This is a genomic window from Paraburkholderia sp. BCC1885 (genome assembly GCF_900996235.1).
Lineage (GTDB): Bacteria > Pseudomonadota > Gammaproteobacteria > Burkholderiales > Burkholderiaceae > Paraburkholderia.
The window spans coordinates 47185-73501 of record NZ_CAAJGM010000144.1; the positions used below are offsets into that span (position 1 = coordinate 47185).

Below are 26317 nucleotides of genomic sequence, written 5' to 3' on the forward strand. Positions count from 1 at the left end.
GTGCATTTTGTTAACCCGGAGACGCCATGCCAACCCCAGATCAGGGCAAGCCGCTCTCGACTATCACGAATTCCCGACTCCCGGGAAGATCGCGATCGCGCCGACCAAGCAAATGATCAACCAGCGCGACCTCGCGCTGGCGTATTCCCCCGGTGTTGCATTCGCGTGCGAAGAGATCGTCGAGAACCCCTTGAATGCCGCGCGTTTCACGTCACGCAGCGACCTGGTCGGCGTTGTGACGAACGGTACCGCGGTGCTGGGTCTCGGCAACATCGGTCCGCTCGCGTCCAAGCCGATCATGGAGGACAAGGCGGTGCTGTTCAAGAAGTTGGCCGGCATCGATGCGATATCGAGCTGAACGGGTCCGATGCGCACAAGCTGGTCGAAATGATTGCCGCGCTCGAGCCGACCTTCGGCGGCATCAACCTCGAAGACATCAACGTGCCCGATTGCTTCATCGTCGAGCGCGAATACCGCAAACCCAATACGGCGCGATCTGAAGGGTCGATTTTTTAGAATCGCCGCAATCAACATACGTTTTCACACGGCCTTATATGGACGTCCATTCTCGATCGAAAATGAGACATTCCCAACGCAAGCAGGGAACGGACTTGAACAGCGTTTCCGTCGCCATGCGCGCGGCACTATTTGCGTGAATTGTTGAAAACAGATATCTCGGTTTCTGGGTGCGCAAGGCCATTGCGTTCAGAGCCTATTTGTTTTCCGGTAGTGAAACGATTGGATGCTTTGCTGCAAATACCGATGTTCCCGTCGCAGTTAATTCTGAAGAGAACAAAAGGAGCTTCCATGAGTCGAGTGAAAATGACGTCGTTCCTTGCAGCCAGCGCCGTGTCGATTTTTGCGCTGGTTACTAACACTGCAGGACAGACTGTAGAAACTCACATCGGCAAGGTTGAGCTGACCGAAGGAGTACCAGCCGACGCCACAGCCGTTCAAAAGCTCTTTGACGAATCCGACATCCAGCGTGCAATCTACGACGCTGCGCCGCCGACGACCGGAAAAAGTCGAAGGACCTAGCCATACGAGAACCACGAGACTCCGATGCAAAAAGTATGCGTACTCGTTGCTTTGGCGATAACCGCATCAGGAGCAATAGCAAACCCGTCAGCCGCCGCTTTTCGGGGGCCCACAACATGAGCCGGTGCTTCCGGCTGCCGCTCGCCCTAAGGGGTTGCTCCGCCGATGATCCGCTGTTGCCACTGAACCTGCAGGCGCGGGCGTGTTTTGAACGGCCCGCAGCGGAAGAGTTGATCCGCTTTACTAAAGGGCCGTCCTTGGAGGCGTTGCGAAACTTGCCACTGTCGTCGGGGGTTCCTCTACGCGAGGCTGCGATCGACCTGCCCACTAGCCGTCGACTCGATCTAACTCAGCGATTGAACAGCGAATCGACAGGCTCATGAGGCGCGTTAAGGATAACGATGCACCTAACCGCGAATCGGCAATGGCATACCGTAATCGGCAACGGCTAACTTGTCCGATAGCTCGGCATCGAGGTTGACGAAGCCCTCGAGATGGCCGGACAGATAGAGGTCTGCGCGGCAGTAGCCGGACGGATCAGACGCTTTGGCTTGCCCATCGCGCTCTTCGCAGAACTCGCAATCCTGCTGAGTTGCCCGTGATCGCCCCCGATGTTCGTCACCTCGTGTTCCACGATCAGATGGTGCTTCGTATCCACGGCGGTCTGCACGTTGTAGCCCACGGTGCCGGTTCTCTTGCCGCCGCTGGTCATGGAGCGGGAATCCGGGTCAGTCAGCGATAGCTGTCTGGTTGCGTCTTCAGTTGCTTTTTGATCTGCTCGAGCTCACGCATCCGCTGACGCAAGAGCGCGATCTTCTCGTACAGGCGCACAGTCTTCACATCGAAACCTGTCGGACTGGTCCGGTCTGCGTTTTCAATCATGTCGAGATATCGCTGAATGCTTTCCTCGATCTGTCGCTGACGCTTGTCGATCTTGCCTGCGGTGTAGTTCCTATCACGGCTGTTCACTGCCTTGAACTTGCTGCCGTCGATGGCTACCATGTCGCCGGATAGCAGCTTCAGTCCGCGACACAGTTCGACGAAACGACGATATACGTTGCGAATAGCCGGCCCGTTGTCGCGGCGAAAGTCGGCGATCCTCTTGAAGTCTAGCGCCGGACGTCCCGTCAGCCACATGAGCTCGACATTGCGTTGGCATTCGCGCTCAAGACGTCGGCTGGAGGGTACGCGGTTCAGATACCCGTAGATATGGATCTTGAGCATCACGCCCGGGTGGTAGGACGGGCGGCCCGTGATTGCTGGTGTAATGCCGTTGAAGCCGAGCGTCGTAAGGTCCAGTTCGTCTACAAAGACGTCTACGATCCTTACTGGGTTGTCTTGCCCGATGTAGTCATCGACACATTCAGGAAGTAGTGCGACCTGCTTGCGGTCATCGCCTTCAACGAATCGCTTCATGAATCACCCGGTCACAATGCGTTGATTCAGCTTAGGCGATGAGCGCGTTTTCACACAGGCCCGGCCACTTTGAGACGTTCGACAACATCCGGATGACGTCGGATGAAGTTTGGCCAACAGCCGCCATTCATGCGCCTGGTCACACCTTCTTGACGAATTCCGATTTCAGGCTCATAGCACCAAAGCCATCGATCTTGCAATCGATATCGTGGTCGCCGCTCACCAGCCGGATATTTTTTACCTTGGTGCCCATCTTGATCACGCCAGCCGAACCCTTCAGTTTCAAGTCTTTGATGACAGTGACGGTATCCCCATCCTGCAAGACATTTCCGGTTGAATCGCGATAAACCCTGTCAACCGTTTCGGTCGGCACGGTGGCTTGTGCCGACCATTCATGCGCACACTCTGGGCAGATGTAGACGCCCCCATCTTCGTACGTGAACTCGGAATTGCATTTCGGACAGGGAGGCAGTGCGCTCATGTGTAATCCTTGGTGCCTGACGAAGGCAATAAAAGCGCGAAAGTATAGCGCTGTACGGTGACGTGCTTATCTTGCCACGCTCATGACGTCAACGTTGAGTATCCGCTTTCGGGCAGACACTAGCGCACCGGCGAAACGACCAACGCAAGCCTCGGCTACGCGACGCGACCTTAAGAGGTGCGCCCCGCGCGGACGTGTCACCGTCGACGCGGATAACGCGCCCCCCATGTCGCAGGGACACAAGCTACGGCCGCGCCGCACAATCTGCTAGCGCCTGTGCGTGAGCGTATCCCGCATTGAGCGTAACGACAACCACCCGTGGTGACGCGAGATTGGTCCGCATGCCACTGCTGAAGAAGCAGGATGCGTCCTCGCAGTATGCGATATCGCCGGCTCCCGCAAGTTATCCTGCGAAGCCGGCAGCACTTCGAATCAACTGGGACCTCAGAGGCCAGTCTGCGTGATGATCTGGTGACATGGCCAGATCCTCGCGCTGTTCACGAGATGGTCGCCCCACAACCACGCTCCCGAAAGGCGAAAGCTTCAGATAATGTGAGGAAACGGAGCAGTCGCGGTTTCAGCCCAAGTGGCGCATTTCGCAACACGCGTGGTCGTTGCGCCCCTGGTAACCATGCGTCGTCGTGAAAACTGCAGGATGCACGGCTTGCCGCCTCCCTCGAGAGGGGGGTGCCTGAAAGACCGATAGCATCGTGGAGTTACAACCTGATGCCGCGCTTCCCACGAGATTGCATTATTGACCTGGTGCAGGGGTAGCTCAGGCAGTGTTTCGACGTGGACGCGCACCGACGGTGCTCTTTGTCTTGTAGGTGACGCCATGCTGCTCAAGGTATTCGCGAATCAGTTGCCGCACCACCTGTGAAGGCGTCAGGTCCTGCGCTGCGCACAGTTTTTCGAACGCTTCCTTCTTCACAGGATCGATTAAAATCGTGAGTCGAGCGCTTTTCGTTTCCATGACGGGGTGCGATGTCCAAGTATGTTAATGCAATTATAATACACCATGCGGCCCCAGTCATTTTCGCGGTGCCAGAAGCATTCGTTCGGGGGCGATTCTCGTGCGTTTTTCTGTGCTCGGCCATTGGGCCGACGCAGAGCTGACAACACGCAACGCGGTGCCTGCGTCCTAAAGCTCCGCTCTGGCACGCAGGTAGTTCTGGCCGGCCGGGGTAATTGACACGGCGCTCCTCACGCTTGCCGGCGAGGAGACAAACCCTGCATTACGCAATTCCTGCGCGACCGACCAGATCAGGGCGGGGGCGTCGCGGCCATATCGCTGCTGGGCCAGACGTTCAAGTGCCCAAACGGCCGCATGTGTCAAAGTGCAGCCGGGAATGTCGCGTTCGGTTGTCATCTTCCTACCTCAAGAGTGCGCTCACTCAGATAGCCTGCGCAGATGTAAGGGTCGCGCCCCGCGCCCGGGACAGACGGGTTCGCCAATCAAGCCTGGCCATATCGGTTCCAGTTAAATTTCTTGCCGTACTCGATGCGCGTGGCCGTGGCATGAAGATTCACCGTGTGTCTCGGGGCGAGCGCGCGCGCCCGGTCAAGCATGACTGCAAAGGACGGCAGTCCGTCCGTTCCTTTCCATGCGAAAACAGTGATGTTGTGATCGCTACCTTCGGACGGCGCCAGGGTCACTGCACCCGCGAAAACGTCCCTGAGCAGGCGTAGGTAACGATGGAAATCCGGCTCGTCCGTCACAAGGTTGACCACCAGCACCCCGTCATCGCTCAACCGGCGGCGGCAAGCCTCGTAGAACGTCTGGCTGCCTAGCTCGGGAGGCAGGCCCTCGGCGTTAAAGCCATCGACCAGCAGCACATCGGGTCGGTGGTCCGGAACGGTGACGTACTGCGCACCATCTGCGCAAACCACCCTGAAACGTTCGTCATCGCGCGGCACGTGAAACTGGTCGCGCAGCGCGATCACCTCCGGATTGATTTCGACCGCAGTAATGGTGGTGTCAGGCAAGTGGCGGTAGCAGTATTTCGCCAGTGAGCCGCCACCCAGACCGATCATCGAAATGCGGCGCGGGGACGGTCTGAACAGCAGGAAACCCATCATGGTCCGCGTGTAGCCCAGCGCAAGGGCGCAGGGATCGCGCCGCAACATGGTGCTCTGGACCCCGCGCGCATCAAAATACAGTGAGACAACCTGCTCGTTCTGGATGACCAGCGGCCTGTTCAGATTTCTCTTTCTTTTCCTGGGCATGATCGAATGTGAGTCGTTGCGCGGCCGGTTTTCGGGTGCGGAGGTCTTGCATGGGTCAGATCAGAAGGATTCCTGTGTACGCAGGATGGCAGAGAGCGCTTCAAGCGCCGCAATTTCGTCAGGCCCCGTTGCGAGGACCCTCACCAGCGTGTCCGGTCTCGCCCGCAGGGACATGACCGACATGACGTCCTTTGCGTTGACGGACCGGCCGTTCGCCATGCAAACGATGTCGCTCGCAAACCCGGCTGCACTCACCGCAAGTCTGGCCGACCCTTGCCCGTTCAGGCCCCACCGCCCGCCTACCTGAATCAATACCTCAACCACCCTGCTCCCCTTGTGCGTAACGCGACCCGGGACCACACATCCCATCCCGGGCCCGCTTAGTGCATGGAACCCGCGACGACCTCGACAAGGAAGTTTCGCAGCAGCGGATCCCACGTTTCATCCTGCAACGGAATTTCGACCGTCGCGAGCCGTCTCATTACCCGATCCAGATACTCCACGCGAAGTGATTTTGGATGGGGTGGACCGCGAAAGAACTGGCCATCATCGTCCAGAAACAGACAGGGCTTTTGCCTGTACCGGGCCCCGAACCGCGACGTTGCATCCTGAACGTGTCGTGCCGATTCCTTCTGATAGACGAAGATCACATTGATCCCGCACTCTTCCAGGCGATCGCAAATGTCCGAAAAGCGGTAAAGCATCTGAAATCCGCGCTCGCCCGCCTTGCCAACACCGATCACGATCAATCCACGGATCCCCATCACATCCCGCAAAAACCGGTGCGTGTAGTCATGCGACAGCAGGGCAACACTCGCGTCGATCACATCAACCTCCTTGCCAGGCGCCAGTGAACGATCCACCTTGCCTGATCTGATCACCCCTTGCATCGATGGACCGGGCCATGGATGCCATTCAGGTTTAATTGTAGCGTAAATAAATGATGATTTCATTATCATACAATGTGCGTACAACTCCTGGAGTTGGTAGCGATTTCGCGAGCGGACCACTACCCTTCAGGTGAGAGGAGATCAGTGCGTGTTTGCCCGGCGGCGCCCGCTGAATGTTCGACGGCGATCCGCTTGATCTCGCTCAGGGCAAGATCGAACTCCGTCGTCTTGTCGAAGTAATAGCTCGCTCCGGCCAACATGCAGGCCTTCCGGTATCCCTTGCCCGAATAATTGGTCGCAGCATCGTGATGACAGGCGGGCTGTTTCGCGCAAGGCCACTAATGACTTCCAGTCCACTACCGCCGGTCAATCTCAGATCCACAATGACGAAATCTGCATGCTTCGCCGCGATGCCGGCCAATGCTGCGCAGGGCTCGTTCGCTGCGCCAACAAGCTCGACCCCTTCGATGGTTTCAAGGAGCGCGGCAACGCCTCTTCTGACGGAGATCGAGTGCCCAACGAGAAAAATTCTCAGCATGGGGAGGGACCGCCCGGGTTGACGCATTGCAGGTTCCTCCATCCGGCGATCTGCAGCGGTAGCACTAGCGGTCAAGCCGGTATATCTGGTCGCGCAGGTCGTCAATCAGCGGCACGATCGCCAGCACGATCAACAGTCCCGCGAGAGGAATGGTGGCCGCGTATCCGATGTGCTTGAATCCCAGCGCTCCGGTGATGCCGCCGACGAAGAACATGGCCAGCATCGTGCCGTGCACTTTCAGTTTCGCCCGGTCGGCCAGCACCGCCGGCTCTGCAGGCCCACCCCAGGAGGAATTCCAGTAGAAGAGTTTGCCGAGCTCGATGCCGATATCCGTCACGATACCGGTCATGTGGGTGGTGCGAATTTCCGCGCCCGATAGCTTCGTGATCATCGCGTTTTGCAGCCCCATGATGAAGCAGAGAAGCACGACCGTCGTTGGGACGAACAGGGCTTCCCACAGCGCCAGATGACTGCCGATCAGCCCGAAGCAAAGGAGCAGCCCAGCCTCGATCAGCAAGGGTGAAGCGTACTGACTGTTCAGTCGCCTGCGTCGCCCCCAATTGACGAGCACGGCGGAACAGGCAGCACCCAGCAGGAACGAGATCAGCGATCCGGCACCCGCGAGGACCAGTGAGAGATCACCCAGCGCGGTCTGGTCAGCGATCGCGGATACCACGCCGCTCATATGGGAGGTGTACTGCTTCACCGCGAGAAAGCCGCCAGCGTTGGTCCCACCTGCCACGAACGCCAGCGAAAAACCAAGCTGCCTGTCCGCCCCGGTGCTCCGGTTCTTTCCCGTCAGACTGCGGAAATAGTGTGCTGGCATGAGGTATCGACTCGTGTACTGGCGTGTCCGCTTCGCCCTTCGGCGCCAGCGCGGACAGGTTCCGCAAGCTGGTTTCTGGATTCCACACGCAAACTGAGGCCCGCCTTCCAGACGCCCTGAACGAACGCGACACGTTTTCCGTGCACCCCGATAGAGCATCACATGTGGAACCAGATCAATAAAGCTGCTAGGATGATAACGAAATTATCATAAACTGGTAACTTGATGCTCCTGCCGATGGACCTTCTGCTGGATGTAGTTAACACACCGGGATGCACCACGTCACCGACGCCGGAAGCCGCGGTAACGATGCAGGACCGATGTGGTTTGTGGTGGTGGGTCGACAATGCCCGGCAACTGATGGGGCGGAGAGCGCCATATTGAGGAGAAGTGTCATGCCGCTTGACGACCCTCTTGAAGAGCACCGGATAGCGTGAATCTCGTTGCGTAACAGCATGCACTTGCCGAGACTCATCGGTCGCAACATGACTCGGGGTAACGGAAACTGATCTGCACTAGCAGGAGAGCATTGGATTGCCAGCCGATCACAATCAATTCAGACACGCCCTGGTGGAACTGTGCGGGAAGCCGCTTGGGAAACCCGTGGTCCGCGACGGACTGCGCAAGCGGACGCTGCGTTTTGACGCCTTCGGCATACAAAGCTCGATGCGCAGGAGTGATCCGTTCGAACTCGATCTCCCGTACACCCGGGCCATGATGACCTTTGGCCTTTTTCACCACGAGCCCAGGGATATCCTGATCGTGGGTCTCGGCGGCGGATCACTCTCCAAATACTGCTTCCACAGATTTCCGTCAGCACGGGTCACCACGATCGAAATCGACGAGAGAGTGATTGCGTTACGCGAGCAGTTTTTCATCCCGCCTGACTCAGAAAGATCCCAGATCGTGCATGCCGACGCCGCGGACTACCTGTCGGACAAGACTGGCGTCGCGGACGTAATCCTGCTTGACGGCTTCGATGCATCGGGCTTGCCCGCCGCGCTGTCCAGCCGGTACTTCTACCATTCCTGCCGTGCCGCCCTGCGCGACAAAGGGGTTCTGGTAGCCAACCTGCTGCACAATGACCTGCTGCTCGCTGTCTGTCTCGAGCGAATACGCAGGGCGTTTGACGGAAGACTGTTCCGCACCACTGCGCACTGCGGTGGCAACATCATTGCGGTCGCGCTCAGGCAGGAATCCGTGCCGGGCTGGGATTACCTGCATGCCCGCGCGAAAACGATCGCGACATCGATGGGTCTGGACCTGCGGCGCCACGTGACGAAAATGGAACGTCATCACCGGGAGGAGCCCGTTCCGGGGTACCTTTCGTTCAACACACTGGCCGTTGAGCGAGACGTTTAACGGCACCGGAGACGACACCGATGGGACAGTTGCTGGTCATCCATTACGTGCTGCTGGTCATTGCAGGCTGGCTGCTTGTCGGGGTCATCGGACTCGCCAGCCTGCGCCGCACACGGGTGGTCGCGCACGGCCTCTTTCCAGTCGGTGCGATATTCGGTCTGCTGCTGTGCGCACTGGGTCTGACTGGCGTGTTCGCCGGTCCTCAGGAAATCATCCTGCCGCTCGGATTGCCGGACCTCCCGTTCCATCTTCGGCTCGACGGTCTGTCGGCGTACTTCCTAGCGGTCCTCGGCGTGGTGAGCACGGGCGTAAGCGCGTTCTCGGCTGGCTATTTCCGCAAAGGTGAAGGCACTCCGCCCGGGCTAATCTGCTTCGAATATCACGTCTGCCTCGCCAGCATGGCGGCGCTGCTGCTGGCAGACGATGCCTATAGCTTTATGGTCGCGTGGGAAACGATGACGGTGTCGGCGGTTTTCCTTGTGATGACCAATCACCGCATCGCGGAGATCCGTCGAGCCGCTTACCTCTATTTCCTGATCTCCCATGTCGGCGCGCTGGCGCTCCTGCTGTGTTTCGGCCTGCTGCAAGCCAACACCGGCGACTACACGTTCGCCAGCATGCGTCACCAGCATCTCGACGTATTCTGGGCATCCATCGCGTTCCTGCTGGCCCTGTTCGGCTTCGGCGCCAAGGCCGGCATTTTCCCGCTGCATGTCTGGCTACCCGACGCGCACCCGGCCGCACCCTCGCCCGTCTCGGCACTCATGAGCGGCTTCGTGCTGAAGGCCGGCCTCTATGGCGTGCTGCGCACAGTGTTCGATCTGTTGCACGTCCAATTATGGTGGTGGGGCGTGTTCATGCTGGCGCTCGGACTCTTTACCGCCCTCTTCGGCGTCGTCTTCAGCGCCATCCAGACGGACATGAAACGGCTGCTTGCGTACTCGTCGATCGACAATATCGGTCTGATGTTCGTCAGCATGGGACTGGCGATCCTGTTTCGCGCGTACGGAATGAACACGCTGGCCACGCTGTCGTTGACCGCCCTGCTCTACCAGATCGCTAGCCACGCGACATTCAAAAGCCTGCTGTTTCTCGGCACGGGGTCCGTGCTCCATGCAACAGGCGAACGCAATCTCGGCCGTCTGGGCGGCTTGATCCGCGTCATGCCGTGGACTGCATGGGCGGCACTCGTGGGCGCGTTTGCCAGCGCCGGGCTTCCGCCGCTGAGCGGCTTCGTCTCCGAATGGCTGCTGCTGCAAAGTTTTCTGTTCACGCCGGGCTTGCCGAACCCGTTCCTGAATATGGTGGTGCCGCTGCTCGCCGCGTTGATCGCGCTGGTGGCCGCGCTTGCGGGTTACACGATGGTCAAGTTCTTCGGCATCGTCTTCCTCGGTCAGCCGCGCGAAACGAAGCTGGCAGAGGCACATGACGCCAGCCGTTGGGAGCGGGTCGGCTTCGTCTGGCTGGCGGGGATTTGCGTGTTGCTCGGGCTTCTGCCGGTGCAGTTCGTGGCCGTGCTGGATCGCGTCACCCAGATGCTGGTGGGGACCGGCATCGGAGCAGCCGTCGCGAAGAATGGCTGGCTGCTGCTTGCGCCCACCAGCGTAAACCGGGCCAGCTACATGCCGGCGATTTTCCTGCTGTTTCTCTTCGCGTGCTGCGGGCTCGCGTGGCTGCTGGTCCGCCGTCTTTACCATGGACGCCTGAGGCGCGCCGCGCCGTGGGCCTGCGGCTATCCGTTCGTGACCGCGCGCATGCAGGACACCGCCGAAGGGTTCGGGCAGCCCATCCGCGAAATCTTCACGCCGCTCTTCAAAATCGAGCGGCGTCTTCCTTCACCGTTCGACGAACACCCCGTGTACAGCGTCACGGTGACGGATCGCGCGTGGCCCCTGATCTACGCCCCGCTGGAACGGTTGATCATGCGCATCGCGGCACTGGCGGGGCGGCTTCAGACCGGCCGCATTGCCGTGTATCTGATGCACAGCTTCGTTATGCTGATCGTACTGCTGATGCTGGTGAGACGATGATCACGCTCTCGGGATTGCTCTCGCAGGGGCTCGAAATCCTGCTCGCACTCGCGGCCGCTCCGCTGCTCACGGGCTGGGTCAACATGTGCCGCGCCCGGCTGCAGAACCGTCGCGCGCCGAGCATCTGGCAGCCTTACCGGATGCTGCACAAGCTGTTCAACAAGGAGTCCGTGGTAGCCAGTCACGCCAGCCCGATATTCCGCGGTGCGCCATACGTTGTGTGGGCTTGCATGACGCTCGCCTGCGCGATCGTGCCGACGCTTTCAACCGACCTGCCGCTGTCGCCGGCCGCTGACGCCATCGCGCTGGTGGGCCTCTTCGCGTTGGCACGCGTGACGCTCTCGCTGGCCGCGATGGACATCGGCACCGCGTTCGGCACGCTCGGCGCGCGCCGCGAAATGCTGGTGGGCTTCCTCGCGGAACCCGCGTTGCTGATGGTGCTGTTTTCGGCCTCGTTGATCACGCAGTCCACCTTGCTGACCAGCATCGTTGCCACGCTCGATCACCGCGAACTGGCGATCTATCCGAGCCTGGCATTTGCTGGGATTGCGTTCACGATGGTGTCGCTTGCCGAGAACGCGCGTCTACCGGTCGACAACCCGACCACCCACCTCGAACTCACGATGATCCACGAGGCGCTGATCCTCGAATATTCCGGGCGGCATCTCGCGCTGATGGAATGGGCCGCGAGCCTCAAACTGTTCGCGTACTCCTGCATTGGCCTGGCGCTCTTCATTCCGTGGGGCATCGCCGAAGCGGGCAATCCGACGGCGCTGCTATTCGCGATCCCGGCGCTCTTCGTCAAGCTGCTGGTGGGCGCCGCCGCGCTTGCGGTCGTCGAGACAAGCAATGCAAAGATGCGTATTTTCCGCGTCCCTGAGTTTCTCGCGACGGCGTTCCTGCTGGCCGTCATCGGCATGCTCGTCCACTTTCTGCTGGGGGCGTGAATGCACGGCTTCGCCACGCAGATCATCAATTTTCTGGCGGCCATCCTGCTGCTGTTGTCGTTTGCAATGCTCAGCCAGCGCCGCATCCTGTCGCTGATCCACCTCTACACGTTGCAGGGCCTGACGCTGGTATCCGCGAATCTGGTCCTCGGATATGTGACGGCCGACGTGCACCTGTATATCTCTGCCGCGCTGACTCTGGTGCTCAAGGTCGGTCTGATTCCGTGGATTCTCTACAGGCTGGTGCAGCGGCTCAACGTGAAGACCGACGTCGAGCCGCTCCTCAACATTCCCGCCACCCTGCTGGTGGGCATCGTGCTCGTGATCGTCGCGTTCAACGTCGCGTCGCCGGTCAGCCAGCTTGCATCGTCGGTGGCGCGCGGCACGCTCGGCATTGCCCTCGCATGCGTGCTGCTGTCGTTCATGATGATGATCACGCGCGCGAAGGCGATACCGCAGGTGATCGGCTTTCTGTCGATGGAAAACGGCCTGTTCTTCGCCGCAGCGGCGGCCACCAACGGCATGCCCATGATCGTCGAACTCGGCATCGGACTGGACGTGCTGGTCGGCATCCTCATTCTCGGCGTATTCATGTTCCAGATTCGCGAGCAGTTCGACAGCCTGGACATACACCACCTCGAAAAGCTCAAAGATGACTGAGGCCTGGGTACTGCTGCTCGTTTTCGCGATCCCGCTGCTGGCTGGCGGGTGCCTCGCGCTCGTAGGGCATCGCCATTTCGCTGCAGAGCTTAACGTTGGGTTCAGCTTCCTGACATTGGCCGCCGCAATGCTGCTCGCGGCTCAGACCGTCGCGCACGGACCTGCTTTCGCACTTGGTAAACTCTTCTTTGTCGATCCGCTCAATGTATTCCTGGTCGCATTGACGGCCTTCGTCGGCTGGACGACCTCGATCTTTTCGCGGCCGTACATGCGCGTCGAGCGCGACCGCGGCAGGATGACCGGTTCGCGCATGCGTCTTTATCACAGCATGTACCAGATTTTTATCTTTGCGATGCTGCTCGCGCTGCTCACCAACAACATGGGTATCCTGTGGGTCGCGATGGAAGCCGCCACGCTCGCGACCGTGCTGCTGGTCAGCGTCTATCGCACCGCGGCCAGCCTCGAAGCCGCATGGAAGTACTTCATTCTGTGCGGCGTCGGCATCGCCCAGGCGCTGTTCGGCACAATCCTGCTCTATCTGGCCGCGAGCCGGCAGCTCGGCGGTAGCGATGCGCTGCTCTGGACCGGTCTGAATGCCGTCAAGGGCAGTCTCGATCCGACCATCATTTCACTCGCGTTCGTGTTTCTGCTGATCGGCTATGGCACCAAGGTCGGTCTCGTGCCGATGCACAACTGGTTGCCCGACGCGCATGCCGAAGGTCCGACGCCGATCTCCGCGGTGCTGTCTGGCCTGCTGCTCAACGTTGCGCTCTATGCGGTGCTGCGTTGCAAGGTGCTGGCTGATGGCGCCCTGCAGAACGGTTTGCCCGGACATCTGCTGGTGGGTTTCGGACTGGTCTCGGTGCTGGTTGCGACCTTCTCGCTGTTCCGCCAGAAAGACGTCAAGCGGCTCTTTTCGTATTCGTCGATCGAGCATATGGGCGTGATGACATTCGCCTTCGGGCTTGGCGGTCCCATCGCGACGTTTGCGGGGCTGCTGCACATGACGGTTCACTCGCTGGTGAAGTCCGCGATCTTCTTCACCGTCGGACACGCCGCCCAGAAGGCGGGCAGCCAGGCCATCGACGACATCCGTGGATTACTGCGCGTGAGTCCAACGGTCGGCTGGGGCATGATGCTGGGCACGCTCGCCATCGTGGGCATGCCGCCATTCGGCGTGTTCGCGAGCGAATTCCTGATCCTGACCACCGCCATGAGCAGACTGCCGTGGAGCACGCCTTTCCTGTTGCTGGCGCTGGCCGTCGCATTCGCGGCGATCTTTTCGCGCGTGCAAGGCATGGTGTTCGGCGACACGACCGTCAAGCCTCTTGAGCACTCGCCGGCGCTGCTGCCGGTATTCGTCCATCTCGGCCTCGGCCTGATGCTGGGGCTCTATATTCCGCCGTATCTTGCGACGTGGTATCGGCAGGCGGCGGCGATGATTGCGGGGTGACACATGCGCATCGAAGCGCTTGAACTTCCCAACCCGATCCGTCTGTCGACATTCACCGGCAGATCGTCTGCGTTTCTGGCGCGAGTCGATTCCGATACATGGTCGAGAACGGCCAGGGCCGCGCGCGAAAGCGGCGGGCGGCTAATCTCGCTGTGGGGTGCCGAAGAGGCGGCGGGCACATTCGTGATCTCCGCGGCTTATGCGCTGGAGGACGGTATTCTCTGGTTGCAGTTGCCGGCAGAGAAAGAAGGATATCCGGATCTATCGGCCATCTTCCCTTGCGCAATACGCATGCAACGGGCGGTCCACGATCTGCTCGGACTGCATACGATCGGCGCCAGCGATACACGGCCATGGCTAAACCACGGCAACTGGCCGGCGGACTACCATCCGTTGCAAAAGCGCTCCGCCGGAACCGAACGGTTCGAGTCGCAGGAAGCCGACTATCCGTTCGTGCCGGTCGCCGGAGACGGGGTGCATGAGATTGCCGTCGGGCCCATCCACGCAGGCGTGATCGAGCCTGGGCACTTTCGCTTCTCGGTGGTCGGCGAAAAAGTGTTGCGACTCGAGCAACGGCTGGGCTACGCCCACCGCGGCATCGAAAAGCTGTTCGAGCAGACGCCCCTGCTGCTCGGACACCGGCTGGCCGGGCGCATTGCCGGGGACACGACGGTCGCCTTCGCGTGGGCCTATTGCATGGCGGTTGAACGGGCACTTGATGCACGGATTCCGCCGCGCGCACAATGGTTGCGTGCACTGCTGCTCGAGCGCGAGCGCATTGCCAACCACCTGGGCGACCTGGGCGCGCTCGGCAATGATGCGGGCTTCGGCTATGGCCTCGCACAGTTTTCCCGGCTGAAAGAAGACTGGCTGCGCCTGAACGATCGGGCTTTCGGACATCGTTTTCTGATGGACCGGATCGTTCCCGGCGGCATGTCAACGGATCTCGACGCCCGCTTCGTCACCGCCATGCTGACGCAGTGCGAACAGATCGACGCGCAGGTCCACGTGATGCAGCGCATCTACGAGGATCAATCGGGGCTGCAGGATCGCTTCGCGGGATCAGGGGTGCTCTCCGCAAGGGTGGCGGAGCACTTCAGCGTGTGCGGGCTCGTCGGGCGGGCCAGCGGCCGGAAAACCGACGTGCGGATCGATCCCCCCTACGCGCCCTATCACGAGGTTCAGGCGCAGATGGTCAGCGACGGGCGCGGGGACGTGGCCGCCCGCGTCGCGATCCGCTTTGGCGAGATCTACGAGTCCATCCGGCTGATCCAGACGCTCCTCGCCGGTCTGCCTGCTGGAGACATCGTCACAACGCTCGACCACGACCCGCCGCCGTCCCGCGGAGTGGGCTGGATCGAAGGCTGGCGCGGCGATGTGTTTGTCGCCCTCGAGACCGGGGCAAACGGGACCATTTCGCGCTGCCACTGCCACGACCCCTCATGGCAAAACTGGCCGGCGCTGGAACACGCGATCATCGGCAATATCGTTCCCGATTTCCCGCTGATCAACAAGTCGTTCAATCTGAACTACGCGGGACACGACCTGTAATGTGGCAACTTCTCAAACAGATTGCGCGGACCAGTACGCCGGACGAACGCGTACCGCAAGGCGACGACGCATGGCATACCGAAAGCCGGCAGATCCAGCAGGAGATCCTCGACGTGCTCGGCCGGGCACTGTGCATCCGCGAAATCGATGCCGGCTCCTGCAACGGCTGCGAGCTGGAAATCCACGCACTCAACAATCCTTATTACAACATCGAGGGCCTGGGCATTCGTTTTGTTGCGAGCCCGCGCCATGCCGACATGCTGCTCGTTACCGGCCCGTTGACGCTGAACATGAGAGAGGCCGTACGGCAGGCCTACGAGGCAACGCCTCATCCCAAGCTGGTTGTCGCCGCTGGCGAGTGTGCCTGTACCGGAGGCATGTTCCGGGACAGTTATGCCGTCTGCGGGCCACTCTCGACACTGCTTCCTGTGGACGTGACGATCCCGGGATGCCCGCCACCGCCCATCGACATTCTGCGAGGCATTCTCACGGCGCTTCAGGTCAAGCGCGCAACGTTCTCGACGTGATCAGCGGGGCGGATTGATGCTCATACCGGACACGATGCCGCGATTGGCGGGACGGCTGCGCGTTTGACTCCTGCGCCTAGATAACGCCGAGCATATCCTTCAGGTGAGCCGCCCTCGAACGGCTCACCGGCACCGATGTCCGTTGCGCATCGGCCATCACCAGGTTGACGCTCTCTTCCGCCTTGACCAGCTCGACCGCATGGGCAAGGCTGACGATATGGCTGCGATGGACGCGCAGATAAACGCCCCTGTCGAGGCGAAGCTCAAGATCAGCCAGAGACAGGTTGGAGAGGTAATGATCGTCCTTCGTGAAAATCGTCGTGTAATGGCCATCACCCTGGAACCGCACGACGTCCTTCAGATCAATCAGGATGACCCGGTTCTTTTGATAGACCGGAATCTTGAACAGGCGCCGTGGACCAGCCGCCCCGCTCGTCTGCGCATACTCCGCCGGCTCGGTTGTGATATCGGTCACATCGTAGAAAATCATGCAGGTGCCGCATGTTCCGTTTTTGCCCATCATTTTGGACACCTTGATCATCAGTATCCGGTCAGGAATATTGATCATCATCGCGACGGGCGCCGGTGACTTTACCGGGCAGCCGCCCGGATCCTGCGATTGCAGCAGGAAGCGCAGTTTGTCACGGCTCTTCTCCGGGTGGAGGTTGACCACGTCGATGCCGTACAGCCTGTCCTGCGCCACTCCCAAAGACTGTTCGCCCGCCGGCCCGAGTATCTGAACCGCCACGTCGTTAAACGCGGTCACATGACCCTGAGCATCGAGCCAGACCATCCCCGGATTGAACTGCTCCAGCTTGTGCTGGAAGGTCTCATTGCGGCGTGGCTCGGACGTTGGCAGCGTCGATGCCGGGGCTGGGTCCAACGGGTTCATTCGGCGTCTCCTGCACAAATGGGATTTTCTTCGCTTGCGTGGCGATTTTTGACTTTTGTATGCCTTTTCCAAATTTCACGCAAGTTTTCCGGTGATTGGAGCTAGCAAAGCGACGCTCGGGAAAATGGCGTTGAATTGCTGCGTTGCGTTGTGAAACCCTGAGCGGAGTGTACTGCTTCGTCAGTCGGGGAAACCGGTTCTGGTGGCCGTGGCCGGCATGACCTGCGCCCGGGCGTCGGCTACACGCTGTTCTACAACAGACTGATCGTATTTCACGCCGGCTAGCCGACAGTTGGCGCGCCTATTCCGCCGTTGAAGAACTCGCGTTGAATTGCTGCGGCGTCCTGTGAAATGCTTACGACATACCGGCCGGTGATGCTCCCGTTCGCCGGCCGATAAAAGCCAGGAGACCCACGTGATACCTCGTCCTTTCGAATACCACGCTCCCCGCAGCCTGTCCGAGGCCATCGCATTGCTGAACGAGCATGGCGACACCGCGAAACTGCTGGCAGGCGGCCACAGCCTGCTACCCATGATGAAGCTTCGGTTCGCCGAGCCGGGCCACCTGATCGACCTGGGAAAACTCGCGGAGCTCAAGGGCATCCGCGAAGCCGGCAATGAAATACGCATCGGCGCGATGACGACCGAGAACGAGCTGATCTGGTCGACCCTGCTGCAGAAGAAATGTCCGTTGCTCGTGGAAGGCGCGCGCCAGATTTCCGATCCGCAGGTGCGCTACCGGGGGACGATCGGCGGTGACATCTCGCACGGAGACCCCGGCAATGACCATCCCACGCTGATGATCGCGCTGGATGCGTCGTTCGTGCTCGCCAGCGAGCACGGCGAGCGCGTCGTGCCGGCCGACGGCTTTTTCCTCGGCACCTACATGACGCAACTAGGGGCCGGCGAGATCATGACCGAAATCCGCATTCCGGTGCCCGCACCGGGAACGGGCTATTGCTACGCCAAGCTCAAGCGCAAGACAGGCGACTTCGCCACTGCCGCCACGGCGGTCACGCTTCGCCTGCAAGGCGGCAAAGTGAGCGACGTGCGCATTGTGCTGACCAATGTCGGGCAGACCGCGCTACGCGCGAGCGGCGCGGAACAGTCGCTGCTGGGCAAGCCGCTCGACGAGGCCGCCATCGACGAAGCCGCACGGCTCGCCATGAGCATCTGCGAGCCGGCGGAGGATCTGCGCGGCGATATCGAATACAAGACCGCGATGGCGGGCGAGATGACGCGGCGCGCGCTGCGCACGGCGCTTACCGGGGCCACGCAGTGAGAAACGTACCGGCATATACCGAGGGGACATGAGATGAGCAAGAAGGTCATGGTGTCGTTCAGGCTGAACGGGACGCAAACGGACGTGGTGGTCGAGCCGCGCGAGCTGCTGATCCACACGTTGCGGGAAAAGTGCCTGCACACGGGCCCGCACATCGGTTGCGAGACATCCCACTGCGGGGCGTGCACGGTGGACGTGAACGGCATGTCGGCCAAGTCCTGCACCCTGTTGACGGTGCAAGCCGACGAGGCGGAACTGCTGACGGTGGAGGGGCTCGCCAAAGGCGGCGAACTGCATGCGCTGCAAGAGGGCTTCATGCAGGAACACGGTCTGCAATGCGGCTTCTGCACGCCTGGCATGCTGACACGCGCCTATCGCCTGTTACAGGAAAACCCGAACCCGAGCGAAGAGGAAATCCGCTACTGGATGGCAGGCAATCTGTGCCGTTGCACCGGTTATCAGAACATCGTGAAAGCGGTGCAATATGCGGCCGCCAGGCTGCGCGGCGAAGCGGTCGAGACTTCGCATCCGCTTATGGCGGAAGTCTCAGCGCACTGATATCGGGAGAAACGTAATGGGAAATATCGACGCCAATCTCGATCGTCTCGCCGCGCTGGAAGGCATGGGCTGCTCGCGCAAACGCCGCGAGGATCCGCGCTTCATCCAGGGCAAGGGCACCTATGTCGACGACGTCAAGATGCCCGGCATGCTGTTCGGTGCGATGGTGCGCAGCCCGTACGCGCATGCCCGAATACTGAAAATCGACAAGTCGCGCGCCCTCGCCCACCCGGGCGTGCACGCGGTGCTGACGGCGGACGATCTCAAGCCGCTCAAACTGCACTGGATGCCCACGCTCGCGGGCGACGTCCAGGCGGTGCTCGCCGACGAGAAAGTCGTGTTCCAGAACCAGGAAGTCGCATTCGTCGTGGCCGACGATCGCTACATCGCCGCCGACGCGGCCGAACTGGTGGAAGTGGAATACGAGGAGCTGCCCGTGGTCGTGGACCCGCTGAAGGCGCTCGAGCCCGATGCGCCCGTGATCCGCGAAGACATCCGCGACAAACAGACTGGCGCGCACGGCGCCCGCACGCATCCGAACCACATTTTCACCTGGAACGTCGGCGACAAGGACAAGACCGCGCGCGTCTTCGACAACGCGGACGTAACCGTGCGGCAGGAGATGCTGTACCCGCGCGTGCATCCGTGTCCGCTCGAGACCTGCGGCTGCGTGGCGTCGTTCGACAAGGTCCGCGGCGACCTGACGGTCTATATCACCTCGCAGGCGCCGCATGTCGTGCGCACGGTGGTCGGCATGTTGTCCTCGATTCCGGAGTCGAAGATCCGCATCATCTCGCCGGACATCGGCGGCGGCTTCGGCAACAAGGTGGGGGTTTATCCTGGCTACGTGGTGGCGATCGTGGCCTCGATCGTGCTGGGACGGCCGGTCAAGTGGATCGAGTCGCGTGCCGAGAATCTCAGTTCCACCGCGTTTGCTCGCGACTATCACATGACAGGCGAACTCGCCGCAGACAGCAACGGCCGGATCAAGGCGCTGCGCGTGCACGTCACCGCGGATCACGGCGCGTTCGACGCCTGCGCGGACCCGACCAAGTGGCCCGCCGGCATGTTCCATGTCTGCACGGGTTCCTACGACATTCCCAACGCGTTCGTGTCGGTCGATGGCGTCTACACCAACAAGTTTCCGGGCGGCGTGGCGTACCGGTGTTCGTTCAGGGTAACCGAGGCGGTCTATCTGATCGAACGCATGGTCGACGTCCTCGCGCAGAAGCTGGGCATCGACAAGGCCGAGATCCGTCTGCGCAATTTCATCCGCAAGGACCAGTTTCCGTTCTCCACGCCGCTCGGGCTCGACTACGATTCGGGCGACTATGAACCTGCACTGAAGAAAGTTCTGGCCGCCGTCGACTACCCTGCCCTGCGCGCCGAGCAGGCCGCCCGGCGCGCGGATGCGAGCGCCGAATGGCTCATGGGTATCGGCATTGTCACCTTCACTGAGATCGTCGGCGCCGGGCCCTCGAAGATGTGCGACATCCTCGGCGTCGGCATGTTCGACTCCTGCGAGATTCGCGTGCATCCCGACGGCTCGGCTATCGCGCGAATGGGCACGATCACGCAGGGCCAGGGTCACCAGACCACCTATGCGCAGATCATCGCCTCCGAGGCCGGCATTCCCGCTTCGCTGATCACGGTCGAGGAAGGCGACACGTCCACCGCGCCCTACGGACTCGGCACCTATGGATCGCGCTCCACGCCGGTCGCCGGCGCGGCGGTTGCGCGAGCGTCGCACAAGATTCGCGAGAAGGCCCGCCAGATTGCCGCCCATCTGCTCGAAGCGAGCCCGGAGGACGTCGAGTTCGACCTCGACCGCTTCGTGCTCAAGGGTTCACCCGAACAGTTCAAGACGCTCAAGCAGGTGGCATGGGCCGCCTACAACAACGTGCCGGAAGGCATGGAGATGGGCCTGGAAGCGGTCGACTACTACGATCCGCCCAACTTCACGTTCCCATTCGGCGCCTACCTCTGCGTGCTCGATGTCAACCGTTATACGGGTGAAACGCGGGTGCGGCGCTTCTACGCGCTCGACGACTGCGGCACACGCATCAATCCAATGATCATCGAAGGGCAGATTCACGGCGGCCTGACCGAAGGCTTCGCCGTCGCGATGGGACAGGAACTGCCCTACGACGAGGCCGGCAATCTGCTGGGCGGCACGCTGATGGACTACTTCGTGCCGACCTCGGTGGAAACACCGCATTGGGAGACGGATTTTACGGTGACACCGTCACCTCACCATCCGATCGGCGCGAAAGGCGTGGCGGAATCGCCGCACGTCGGCTCGATTCCGTGTTTTACCTCGGCCATGGTCGATGCGTTCGCTCATCTGGGCGTCACCCACATGAACATGCCTCACAACGCGTACCGCGTGTGGCAGCAAAGCCGCTCGCTCGGACTCGCCCGGCAGTAGCGTGCGGGTCCGGACGGACGATCCGGACAGACAGGGGATGATTCAATGAAAGTCGTCATCGAAAAGGTATTTCCTCTGGCAGCCACGGCGGATGCCGCATGGCAGTGCCTGCAGGACATCGAGGCGGTGGGCGGTTGCATGCCCGGCGCGAGGATCACCGAGCGCGTGGACGCGACGCATTACAAGGGCACGGTCACCGTGAAGATCGGACCGGCCGCGATGTCGTTCAAGGGCAATATCGAAGTCCTCGAACTCGACGCGGCGCAGCGCACCCTGCATCTCGTCGGCAAGGGTTCGGATTCGACCGGCACGTCCGGCGCATCGATGGATCTCGTCGCGACCGTGCAGGCGAGTGGCGCGACGTGCGAGCTGGCCGGCAAAAGCGAAGTTGCAATGAGCGGCAAGGCGGCCGCATTCGGCGGCCGGATGATGAACACGGTGGCCGACCAGATCCTCAAGCAGTTCGTCGCCAACTTCGCCGCATTGGCCCAGAGCGCGGATGCGCCGCAAGCCACGCCGTCAGCCGATGATCCCGCGGCGGCGGCAGTGGGAGCCACCGCACAAGCGGCGCCCGTCGCGCCGGCCCCCGCCCGCTCCGCCGAGCTGAACGGACTCGCGCTTGCGTGGGCGGTCCTGCGTGACTGGCTGCACGGACTGTTCTCTCGCAAGACCGCCTGAGCGACGAGGCCCGCCATGTTCACGGACCGCATGAGCAACGTGCTGGACCTGCAGCAGCGCCTCGAACGTCACGGCTACATCGCCGAGCGCAGCCTCGCGGCCACGTTGCTGCTAACGCTGGAAATGCGGCGGCCCCTGCTGCTCGAAGGCGAGGCAGGCGTGGGCAAGACGGAAGTCGCCAAGGCACTCTCGCGGCTGTCGGACACGCGCCTGATCCGGCTGCAGTGCCATGAAGGTCTTGATGTCCATTCGGCGCTGTATGAGTGGAATTACCAGCATCAGCTTCTCGCCATCAAGTTGCTCGAGCAGGATGGCCGGCCGCTATCGAGCAAGGAGCAGGACATTTTCTCCGAGCGCTATCTGCTCAAGCGCCCTTTGCTGGAAGCGATCACGACAACCCCTGCCCCTGTTCTGCTGATCGATGAAATCGACCGCACGGATGAAGCATTCGAAGCTTATCTGCTCGAGTTGCTGTCCGATTTCCAGATTTCGATTCCGGAGCTGGGCGTGATCCGCGCGCTCGAGCGGCCCATCGTGATCCTGACCTCCAACGGCACCCGCGAGATTTCCGACGCGCTGCGCCGCCGCTGCCTGTATCACTACGTCGACTACCCGGACTTCGGAAAGGAACTGGCGATCGTGCGCGCACAGGCGCCGGAGATGCCGGCCAAACTGGCACAGCAGGTGGTCGAATTCGTGCAGGCGGTTCGGCAGATGGACATCCAGAAAAAACCCGGCATCGCCGAAACGCTGGATTGGGCGGCAGCGCTCCTGCGCCTCGGCGTGAGCACCTTCGACGAAGAGGGTATCGACCGGATCATGGATTCGCTCTCGGCGCTGGTGAAGACCCGCGACGACCAGGCAGGCTTTACGCGTCCGGTGGTCGAACGACTGGCGGCCGCATGCTAACCGATAGCCTTTGCGCCACCGACTCGGCGCCGCAAGAACTGGCTGACGCCATGATGTCCCGCTATGTCGGCTTCGCGGGATGGCTGCGCGAGAACGGCTTTCATGTAACGAGCAGCGACATGGCCGCGGCGATGGACGTCGCGCAACGCACCGGGCAATTCGACAGCCTGCTGTTGCGCTGGAGCCTGCGCGCGTGGCTTTGCTCGCGCGCCGAGGAATGGCGGCGTTTCGATGAGCTCTTCGATGCCTGGTTCCTCGCGCCGAATCGCCACGCACTGGTCGAAACGCGTGTGGGCGGCGCGGGCAAGCTGACGACCCATGGCGACGGCACAGCACGCGATCGCAGCGAAGGCACCCCGCTATCCCTGGTTGGCCACGGCACCGATGCCGCCCAGGCCGATGGCAAGACGGCCGAGCACGGCATGAGCCGTGACACGTCGCTCATGCATGCGGATTTTCGCCACCTGAACCGGCCCGACGAACTGTTCGCCATCGACGAAGCCATCAGGCGCTTCGTGCAGCGGCTGCGCGGCATGCAGATGCGCCGCGAACGGCGTGCGGCGTCAGGCCGTCTGATCGACATGGCACGCACCATCCGCCTGAGCGTGGCTCACGGCGGCGTACCGCTGGAACTCGCGTGGCGCCGCAAGCAGCGCGTGCGGCCGCGCATCGTCATGCTGCTGGACGTGAGCCGTTCGATGAGCCTGTACAGCTTCTTCTTTATGCGGCTTGCGCGGGTCATCAGCGCACGCCTGTCCGACGTCCATTGTTTCATTTTCCACACCCGGCTCGTCGGTATTGCGCAGGCGTTGCGCGACCCCGACCCGTGGCGCTCGCAGGAGCGGCTGCAACTGCTCTCGGCCGGCTGGGCCGGCGGCACGCGCATCGGCGACAGTCTCGACGAATTCAACCAGCGGCACGCGGCTGCGCTGCTGCACTCGCGCACCGCGATCATGATTGTCAGCGACGGCTACGATGCCGGCGACCCGGCGCTCCTGCAGCAGGCGCTGCGCAGGATGCGGCGCCGCTGCCGGTGCATCGTCTGGCTGAATCCGCTTGCGGAGCGCCCTGGATTCACGCCGAGCAGCGTCGGCATGGCAGCCGCCATGCCTTATCTCGACCTCATGACCGGTGCTAGCGATCTCGCCAGTCTCGAGCGCGTGCTGCCGCACGTGTTGTCCGTTTTGCAATGAGCTGCGCCATGAACTCCGCAACCGGTTCCGCGATCAATTCCGATGAGCTGATCCAGCTCGAACAAAGGCTGACCGAAGAAGCTCGCCTGTTCGCCGTGACCACGGTAATCCGGGCGCTGCCGCCCACCTCGACGTGGGTCGGCGCGCAAGCCGTGGTGGAAAGCGACGGCACGCTGCATGGCTGGATCGGCGGCGGCTGTTCCCGCTCGATCGTGGTCCAGGCCGCGCAGGAATCGATGCGATCGGGACAACCGAAGCTGATCCGCATCAGCAATTCGGAGGTCGCGCCGGAACCTGGCGTGGAGCATCATGCGATGCCCTGCGCGAGCAACGGCACGATCGAACTCTTCATTCAGCCGTCGGTGCCCGCGCCGGCCGTGCTCATACTCGGCTCGGCGCCCGCCGCCCTCGAAGCCTGCGTGCTGGCGCAACGGATGGGCTTGCGCGTCCATGCCGCGGCCAGCGTCACCGAGCCGTTTGCGCCACTCGGCATACCCCGGGTCATCCAGGGTTTCGATGCCGACACGTTGCGCCTGCTGAAGCCGCAACTGATTCTCGTCGCCACTCAGGGCGAGCGCGACGAGGAGGCGCTCGAGGCCGCCTTGCGAACCTCGGCGGCAGCCGTGCTGCTGATCGCAAGCCAGCGCAAGGCGGACCAGCTGCGCGACACGATGCGCGTCCGCGGTATCCCGGAAGAGCGGCTCGCCGCGCTGCATGCACCGGCCGGACCTCACATTCATGCGCGCACGCCGCAGGAAATCGCGCTCGGCGCCGTGGCGGGACTCGTGACGTTGCGCCGGACGCTGGAGCAGGCCGCGGCCGATACAACGGACCTTCACGCCGCCGGGGCTGACGTGCTGCCCGTACTGCCCGCGGTGCCGCCGTGCGAAGCCATGGCGTCGGTCGAGCCGCCCGCACGCTACGTCAATCCCGTATGCGGGATGGCCGTCGATATCGCGTCGGCGAGGCACGTCGTCGAGGCCGGCGGACAGCGCGTGTATTTCTGCTGCGACGGGTGCAAGCTGGAATTCGAACGCGCACCGGACAAATATCTGGCGATCGTCGAAGATCGACGACAACGGGAGGTCGTATGAACACTACAACGGCGCCGGCATTCTCCGCCGTGATGCTGGCGGCGGGCACCTCGTCACGGATGCAGGGCCGCCACAAACTGCTGCTGCCGATCGATGGCGAACCCGCGATCAGGCGTACCGTGCGCGCGCTGCTCGAGGCGGGTCCCGAAGAAATCGTGATCGTGACCGGCTTCAACGGTCGTGCCGTCATCGAGGCGCTCGACGGCTTGCCAGTGAGATTCCAGTTCAATCCGTATTACGAGCAGGGGCAGATGACCTCGGTCGCGGCAGGCGTGGCCGCGCTCAACGCGCCGTGCAACGTCGTTCTGGTGTGCCTTGCCGACCAGGTCCTGCTCGAGCCCGGCGACTACCGCGAACTGATCGACGCCTACAGCACGATGCCCTATGGCTCCATCCTGGTGCCTTCATGCAACGGACAGCGTGGCAACCCGGTGGCATTTTCGGCAAGCTACGCGACGGAGGTCGTCAGCGGACATGTGAACCCCGGCTGCAAAAAACTGATCGCGGAGCATCCCGACGAGGTCTTCGTCCATGAAGCCAGGCACGATCGGTTTGCGCTCGACATGGATACGCCCGAAGATTACGCTCGCGTCCTCGCGCGGCTGGAATGTGCGCCAGAGCCGGTTCCTGACAGGCTTTCGACATGAAGCCGCGTTCCCTGGCCATTCCGACGGCGTTCAGGCGAGCGCGAGATTCGAGTCCTGCGTGGATTGCCGTGGTCGTTGGTCCCTGGGCTGCATTGGCAGCGCTTCGGCCTGGCGAGATAGAACGGCCGTGGCTTGCGCTTGCGCCCTGCCTCGCCCTCGCCGGCTGGGTGGCGCTGCGCCGTCTGTTGTCGACCGATCCCGCTGCGGAAATGTCGCGAAACATGTTGCTGCTCGGAACGTTCGGTATGCTCGCGGGATTGGCACTGGACGTCCGCGGACCCGGTCTGGCGTTGATCACGTCGCAATGCGGCGCGGATGGCACACCCGGCTTTCTCCAGGTTTCGTACCTGCACTGGAGCAGGCTGCCCGCGATGCACATCGGTATGTTGTCCGCAGGACTCGGCGCCGTATCCCTGAGGGGAATGACGGGACCCGGAACGCGTCCATCGCTGGGCGTCGACCTCCTGCGTCACGCTATCTGTTCGGTCTGGATGCTCGCCGGCATGACCGTCGGCTCGATGCTTTGCGAGCGTTGGGCTATGGGACTCATCGGAGCTCCGGCGTCGGGGCAGAGCGCGATCGTCATGCTCGGCGGCATGTTCGCGGGAATGGTTTGGGGCATGGCCGCTCATACGGCATTCAATCGCGCCGGCAAACGACTGCGCGGAATCTCGATCCTGCCCGCCTGATC

27 protein-coding genes and 2 pseudogenes are annotated in these 26317 nt (G+C 61.8%); 18 read left to right on the top strand and 11 right to left on the bottom strand.

Annotated elements, in window-relative coordinates; translation table 11 throughout:
• Positions 1–4: 4 nt before the first annotated feature.
• A pseudogene (locus tag FQ755_RS14580) lies at positions 5–480 on the top strand (NADP-dependent malic enzyme); the annotation flags it as partial.
• Between the two features lie 327 nt (positions 481–807).
• Entirely contained in the window at positions 808–1038 is a 231-nt protein-coding gene (locus tag FQ755_RS14585; RefSeq protein WP_144155298.1) for a hypothetical protein, read from the top strand.
• Positions 1039–1591: 553 nt separating this feature from the next.
• Here the strand turns inward: FQ755_RS14585 and FQ755_RS14590 are convergent.
• From FQ755_RS14590 to FQ755_RS14630, 10 genes and pseudogenes are all read right to left on the bottom strand, one after another.
• Positions 1592–2454, bottom strand: a pseudogene (locus tag FQ755_RS14590) (transposase); the annotation flags it as partial.
• Positions 2455–2593: 139 nt separating this feature from the next.
• Positions 2594–2935 (bottom strand): zinc ribbon domain-containing protein YjdM, encoded by a 342-nt coding sequence (locus FQ755_RS14595; RefSeq protein WP_144155300.1) that lies wholly within the window; start codon positions 2933–2935, stop codon positions 2594–2596.
• Between the two features lie 775 nt (positions 2936–3710).
• Positions 3711–3908 carry a ribbon-helix-helix protein, CopG family gene (locus FQ755_RS14600; protein WP_133893173.1) on the bottom strand — a complete coding sequence of 66 codons (198 nt, stop codon included), beginning with the start codon at positions 3906–3908 and terminating at the stop codon, positions 3711–3713.
• A gap of 168 nt (positions 3909–4076) precedes the next feature.
• A complete protein-coding gene (locus tag FQ755_RS14605; protein ID WP_144155302.1) occupies positions 4077–4304 on the bottom strand; it encodes a hypothetical protein in 228 nt (75 codons plus the stop codon).
• Between the two features lie 86 nt (positions 4305–4390).
• Complete coding sequence (locus FQ755_RS14610) at positions 4391–5161, bottom strand: fused MFS/spermidine synthase (protein ID WP_144155304.1); 771 nt, start codon at positions 5159–5161, stop codon at positions 4391–4393.
• A gap of 60 nt (positions 5162–5221) precedes the next feature.
• Complete coding sequence (locus tag FQ755_RS14615) at positions 5222–5530, bottom strand: HPr family phosphocarrier protein (RefSeq protein ID WP_313957455.1); 309 nt, start codon at positions 5528–5530, stop codon at positions 5222–5224.
• A gap of 11 nt (positions 5531–5541) precedes the next feature.
• Positions 5542–5988 (bottom strand): hypothetical protein, encoded by a 447-nt coding sequence (locus FQ755_RS14620; protein ID WP_186308532.1) that lies wholly within the window; start codon positions 5986–5988, stop codon positions 5542–5544.
• A gap of 182 nt (positions 5989–6170) precedes the next feature.
• A complete protein-coding gene (locus FQ755_RS38550; protein ID WP_313957459.1) occupies positions 6171–6311 on the bottom strand; it encodes a hypothetical protein in 141 nt (46 codons plus the stop codon).
• Positions 6254–6631, bottom strand: coding sequence for a response regulator transcription factor (locus FQ755_RS14625; protein WP_313957456.1), 378 nt, complete (start codon positions 6629–6631; stop codon positions 6254–6256). The genes FQ755_RS38550 and FQ755_RS14625 overlap by 58 nt, the downstream gene beginning before the upstream one ends.
• Positions 6632–6653: 22 nt before the next feature.
• Positions 6654–7415: a YoaK family protein gene (locus FQ755_RS14630; RefSeq protein ID WP_144155310.1), complete on the bottom strand. Its 762-nt coding sequence runs from the start codon at positions 7413–7415 to the stop codon at positions 6654–6656.
• 534 nt (positions 7416–7949) lie between these two features.
• Here FQ755_RS14630 and FQ755_RS14635 point away from each other — a divergent pair.
• The 7 genes from FQ755_RS14635 to FQ755_RS14665 are packed head-to-tail and all read left to right on the top strand — an operon-like array spanning position 7950 to position 15945.
• On the top strand, positions 7950–8777 hold the full coding sequence (locus FQ755_RS14635) for a fused MFS/spermidine synthase (protein ID WP_144155312.1): 828 nt from the start codon (positions 7950–7952) through the stop codon (positions 8775–8777).
• A gap of 20 nt (positions 8778–8797) precedes the next feature.
• A complete protein-coding gene (hyfB, locus tag FQ755_RS14640) occupies positions 8798–10807 on the top strand; it encodes a hydrogenase 4 subunit B (RefSeq protein WP_144155314.1) in 2010 nt (669 codons plus the stop codon).
• Positions 10804–11754, top strand: a complete 951-nt coding sequence (locus FQ755_RS14645; protein WP_144155316.1) for a respiratory chain complex I subunit 1 family protein — start codon at positions 10804–10806, stop codon at positions 11752–11754. The genes hyfB and FQ755_RS14645 overlap by 4 nt, the downstream gene beginning before the upstream one ends.
• On the top strand, positions 11755–12414 hold the full coding sequence (locus tag FQ755_RS14650) for a formate hydrogenlyase (RefSeq protein ID WP_133893182.1): 660 nt from the start codon (positions 11755–11757) through the stop codon (positions 12412–12414). It begins immediately after the preceding gene.
• Entirely contained in the window at positions 12407–13867 is a 1461-nt protein-coding gene (locus FQ755_RS14655; RefSeq protein ID WP_144155318.1) for a hydrogenase 4 subunit F, read from the top strand. Before FQ755_RS14650 ends, FQ755_RS14655 begins: the two co-directional genes overlap by 8 nt.
• A 3-nt stretch (positions 13868–13870) precedes the next feature.
• The gene (locus FQ755_RS14660) at positions 13871–15418 is read left to right on the top strand and encodes an NADH-quinone oxidoreductase subunit C (protein ID WP_144155319.1); all 1548 of its coding nucleotides are present in this window, start codon (positions 13871–13873) and stop codon (positions 15416–15418) included.
• A complete protein-coding gene (locus FQ755_RS14665; RefSeq protein WP_144155321.1) occupies positions 15418–15945 on the top strand; it encodes an NADH-quinone oxidoreductase subunit B family protein in 528 nt (175 codons plus the stop codon). The genes FQ755_RS14660 and FQ755_RS14665 overlap by 1 nt, the downstream gene beginning before the upstream one ends.
• 76 nt (positions 15946–16021) lie before the next feature.
• Here the strand turns inward: FQ755_RS14665 and FQ755_RS14670 are convergent, their stop codons facing one another.
• On the bottom strand, positions 16022–16837 hold the full coding sequence (locus FQ755_RS14670) for a LytTR family DNA-binding domain-containing protein (protein ID WP_144155323.1): 816 nt from the start codon (positions 16835–16837) through the stop codon (positions 16022–16024).
• Positions 16838–17252: 415 nt separating this feature from the next.
• Between FQ755_RS14670 and FQ755_RS14675 the strand changes: the two genes are divergently transcribed.
• From FQ755_RS14675 to FQ755_RS14715, 9 genes are read left to right on the top strand one after another with little or no spacing between them, the layout of a single operon-like run.
• Positions 17253–18119: an FAD binding domain-containing protein gene (locus FQ755_RS14675; RefSeq protein WP_144155325.1), complete on the top strand. Its 867-nt coding sequence runs from the start codon at positions 17253–17255 to the stop codon at positions 18117–18119.
• Positions 18120–18152: 33 nt separating this feature from the next.
• Positions 18153–18677 (top strand): (2Fe-2S)-binding protein, encoded by a 525-nt coding sequence (locus FQ755_RS14680; protein ID WP_144155326.1) that lies wholly within the window; start codon positions 18153–18155, stop codon positions 18675–18677.
• A 16-nt stretch (positions 18678–18693) separates the two neighbouring features.
• Positions 18694–21105: an aerobic carbon-monoxide dehydrogenase large subunit gene (locus tag FQ755_RS14685; RefSeq protein WP_144155328.1), complete on the top strand. Its 2412-nt coding sequence runs from the start codon at positions 18694–18696 to the stop codon at positions 21103–21105.
• 45 nt (positions 21106–21150) lie between these two features.
• A complete protein-coding gene (locus FQ755_RS14690; RefSeq protein ID WP_144155330.1) occupies positions 21151–21783 on the top strand; it encodes an SRPBCC family protein in 633 nt (210 codons plus the stop codon).
• Between the two features lie 15 nt (positions 21784–21798).
• Positions 21799–22692 carry an AAA family ATPase gene (locus FQ755_RS14695; RefSeq protein ID WP_144155332.1) on the top strand — a complete coding sequence of 298 codons (894 nt, stop codon included), beginning with the start codon at positions 21799–21801 and terminating at the stop codon, positions 22690–22692.
• Complete coding sequence (locus FQ755_RS14700; RefSeq protein ID WP_144155334.1) at positions 22686–23885, top strand: vWA domain-containing protein; 1200 nt, start codon at positions 22686–22688, stop codon at positions 23883–23885. The genes FQ755_RS14695 and FQ755_RS14700 overlap by 7 nt, the downstream gene beginning before the upstream one ends.
• Before the next feature lie 8 nt (positions 23886–23893).
• Positions 23894–24979, top strand: a complete 1086-nt coding sequence (locus FQ755_RS14705; protein WP_313957457.1) for an XdhC family protein — start codon at positions 23894–23896, stop codon at positions 24977–24979.
• Positions 24976–25626, top strand: coding sequence for an NTP transferase domain-containing protein (locus FQ755_RS14710; RefSeq protein WP_144155336.1), 651 nt, complete (start codon positions 24976–24978; stop codon positions 25624–25626). The genes FQ755_RS14705 and FQ755_RS14710 overlap by 4 nt, the downstream gene beginning before the upstream one ends.
• Positions 25623–26315, top strand: a complete 693-nt coding sequence (locus tag FQ755_RS14715) for a hypothetical protein (RefSeq protein ID WP_144155338.1) — start codon at positions 25623–25625, stop codon at positions 26313–26315. The genes FQ755_RS14710 and FQ755_RS14715 overlap by 4 nt, the downstream gene beginning before the upstream one ends.
• Positions 26316–26317: the final 2 nt, after the last annotated feature.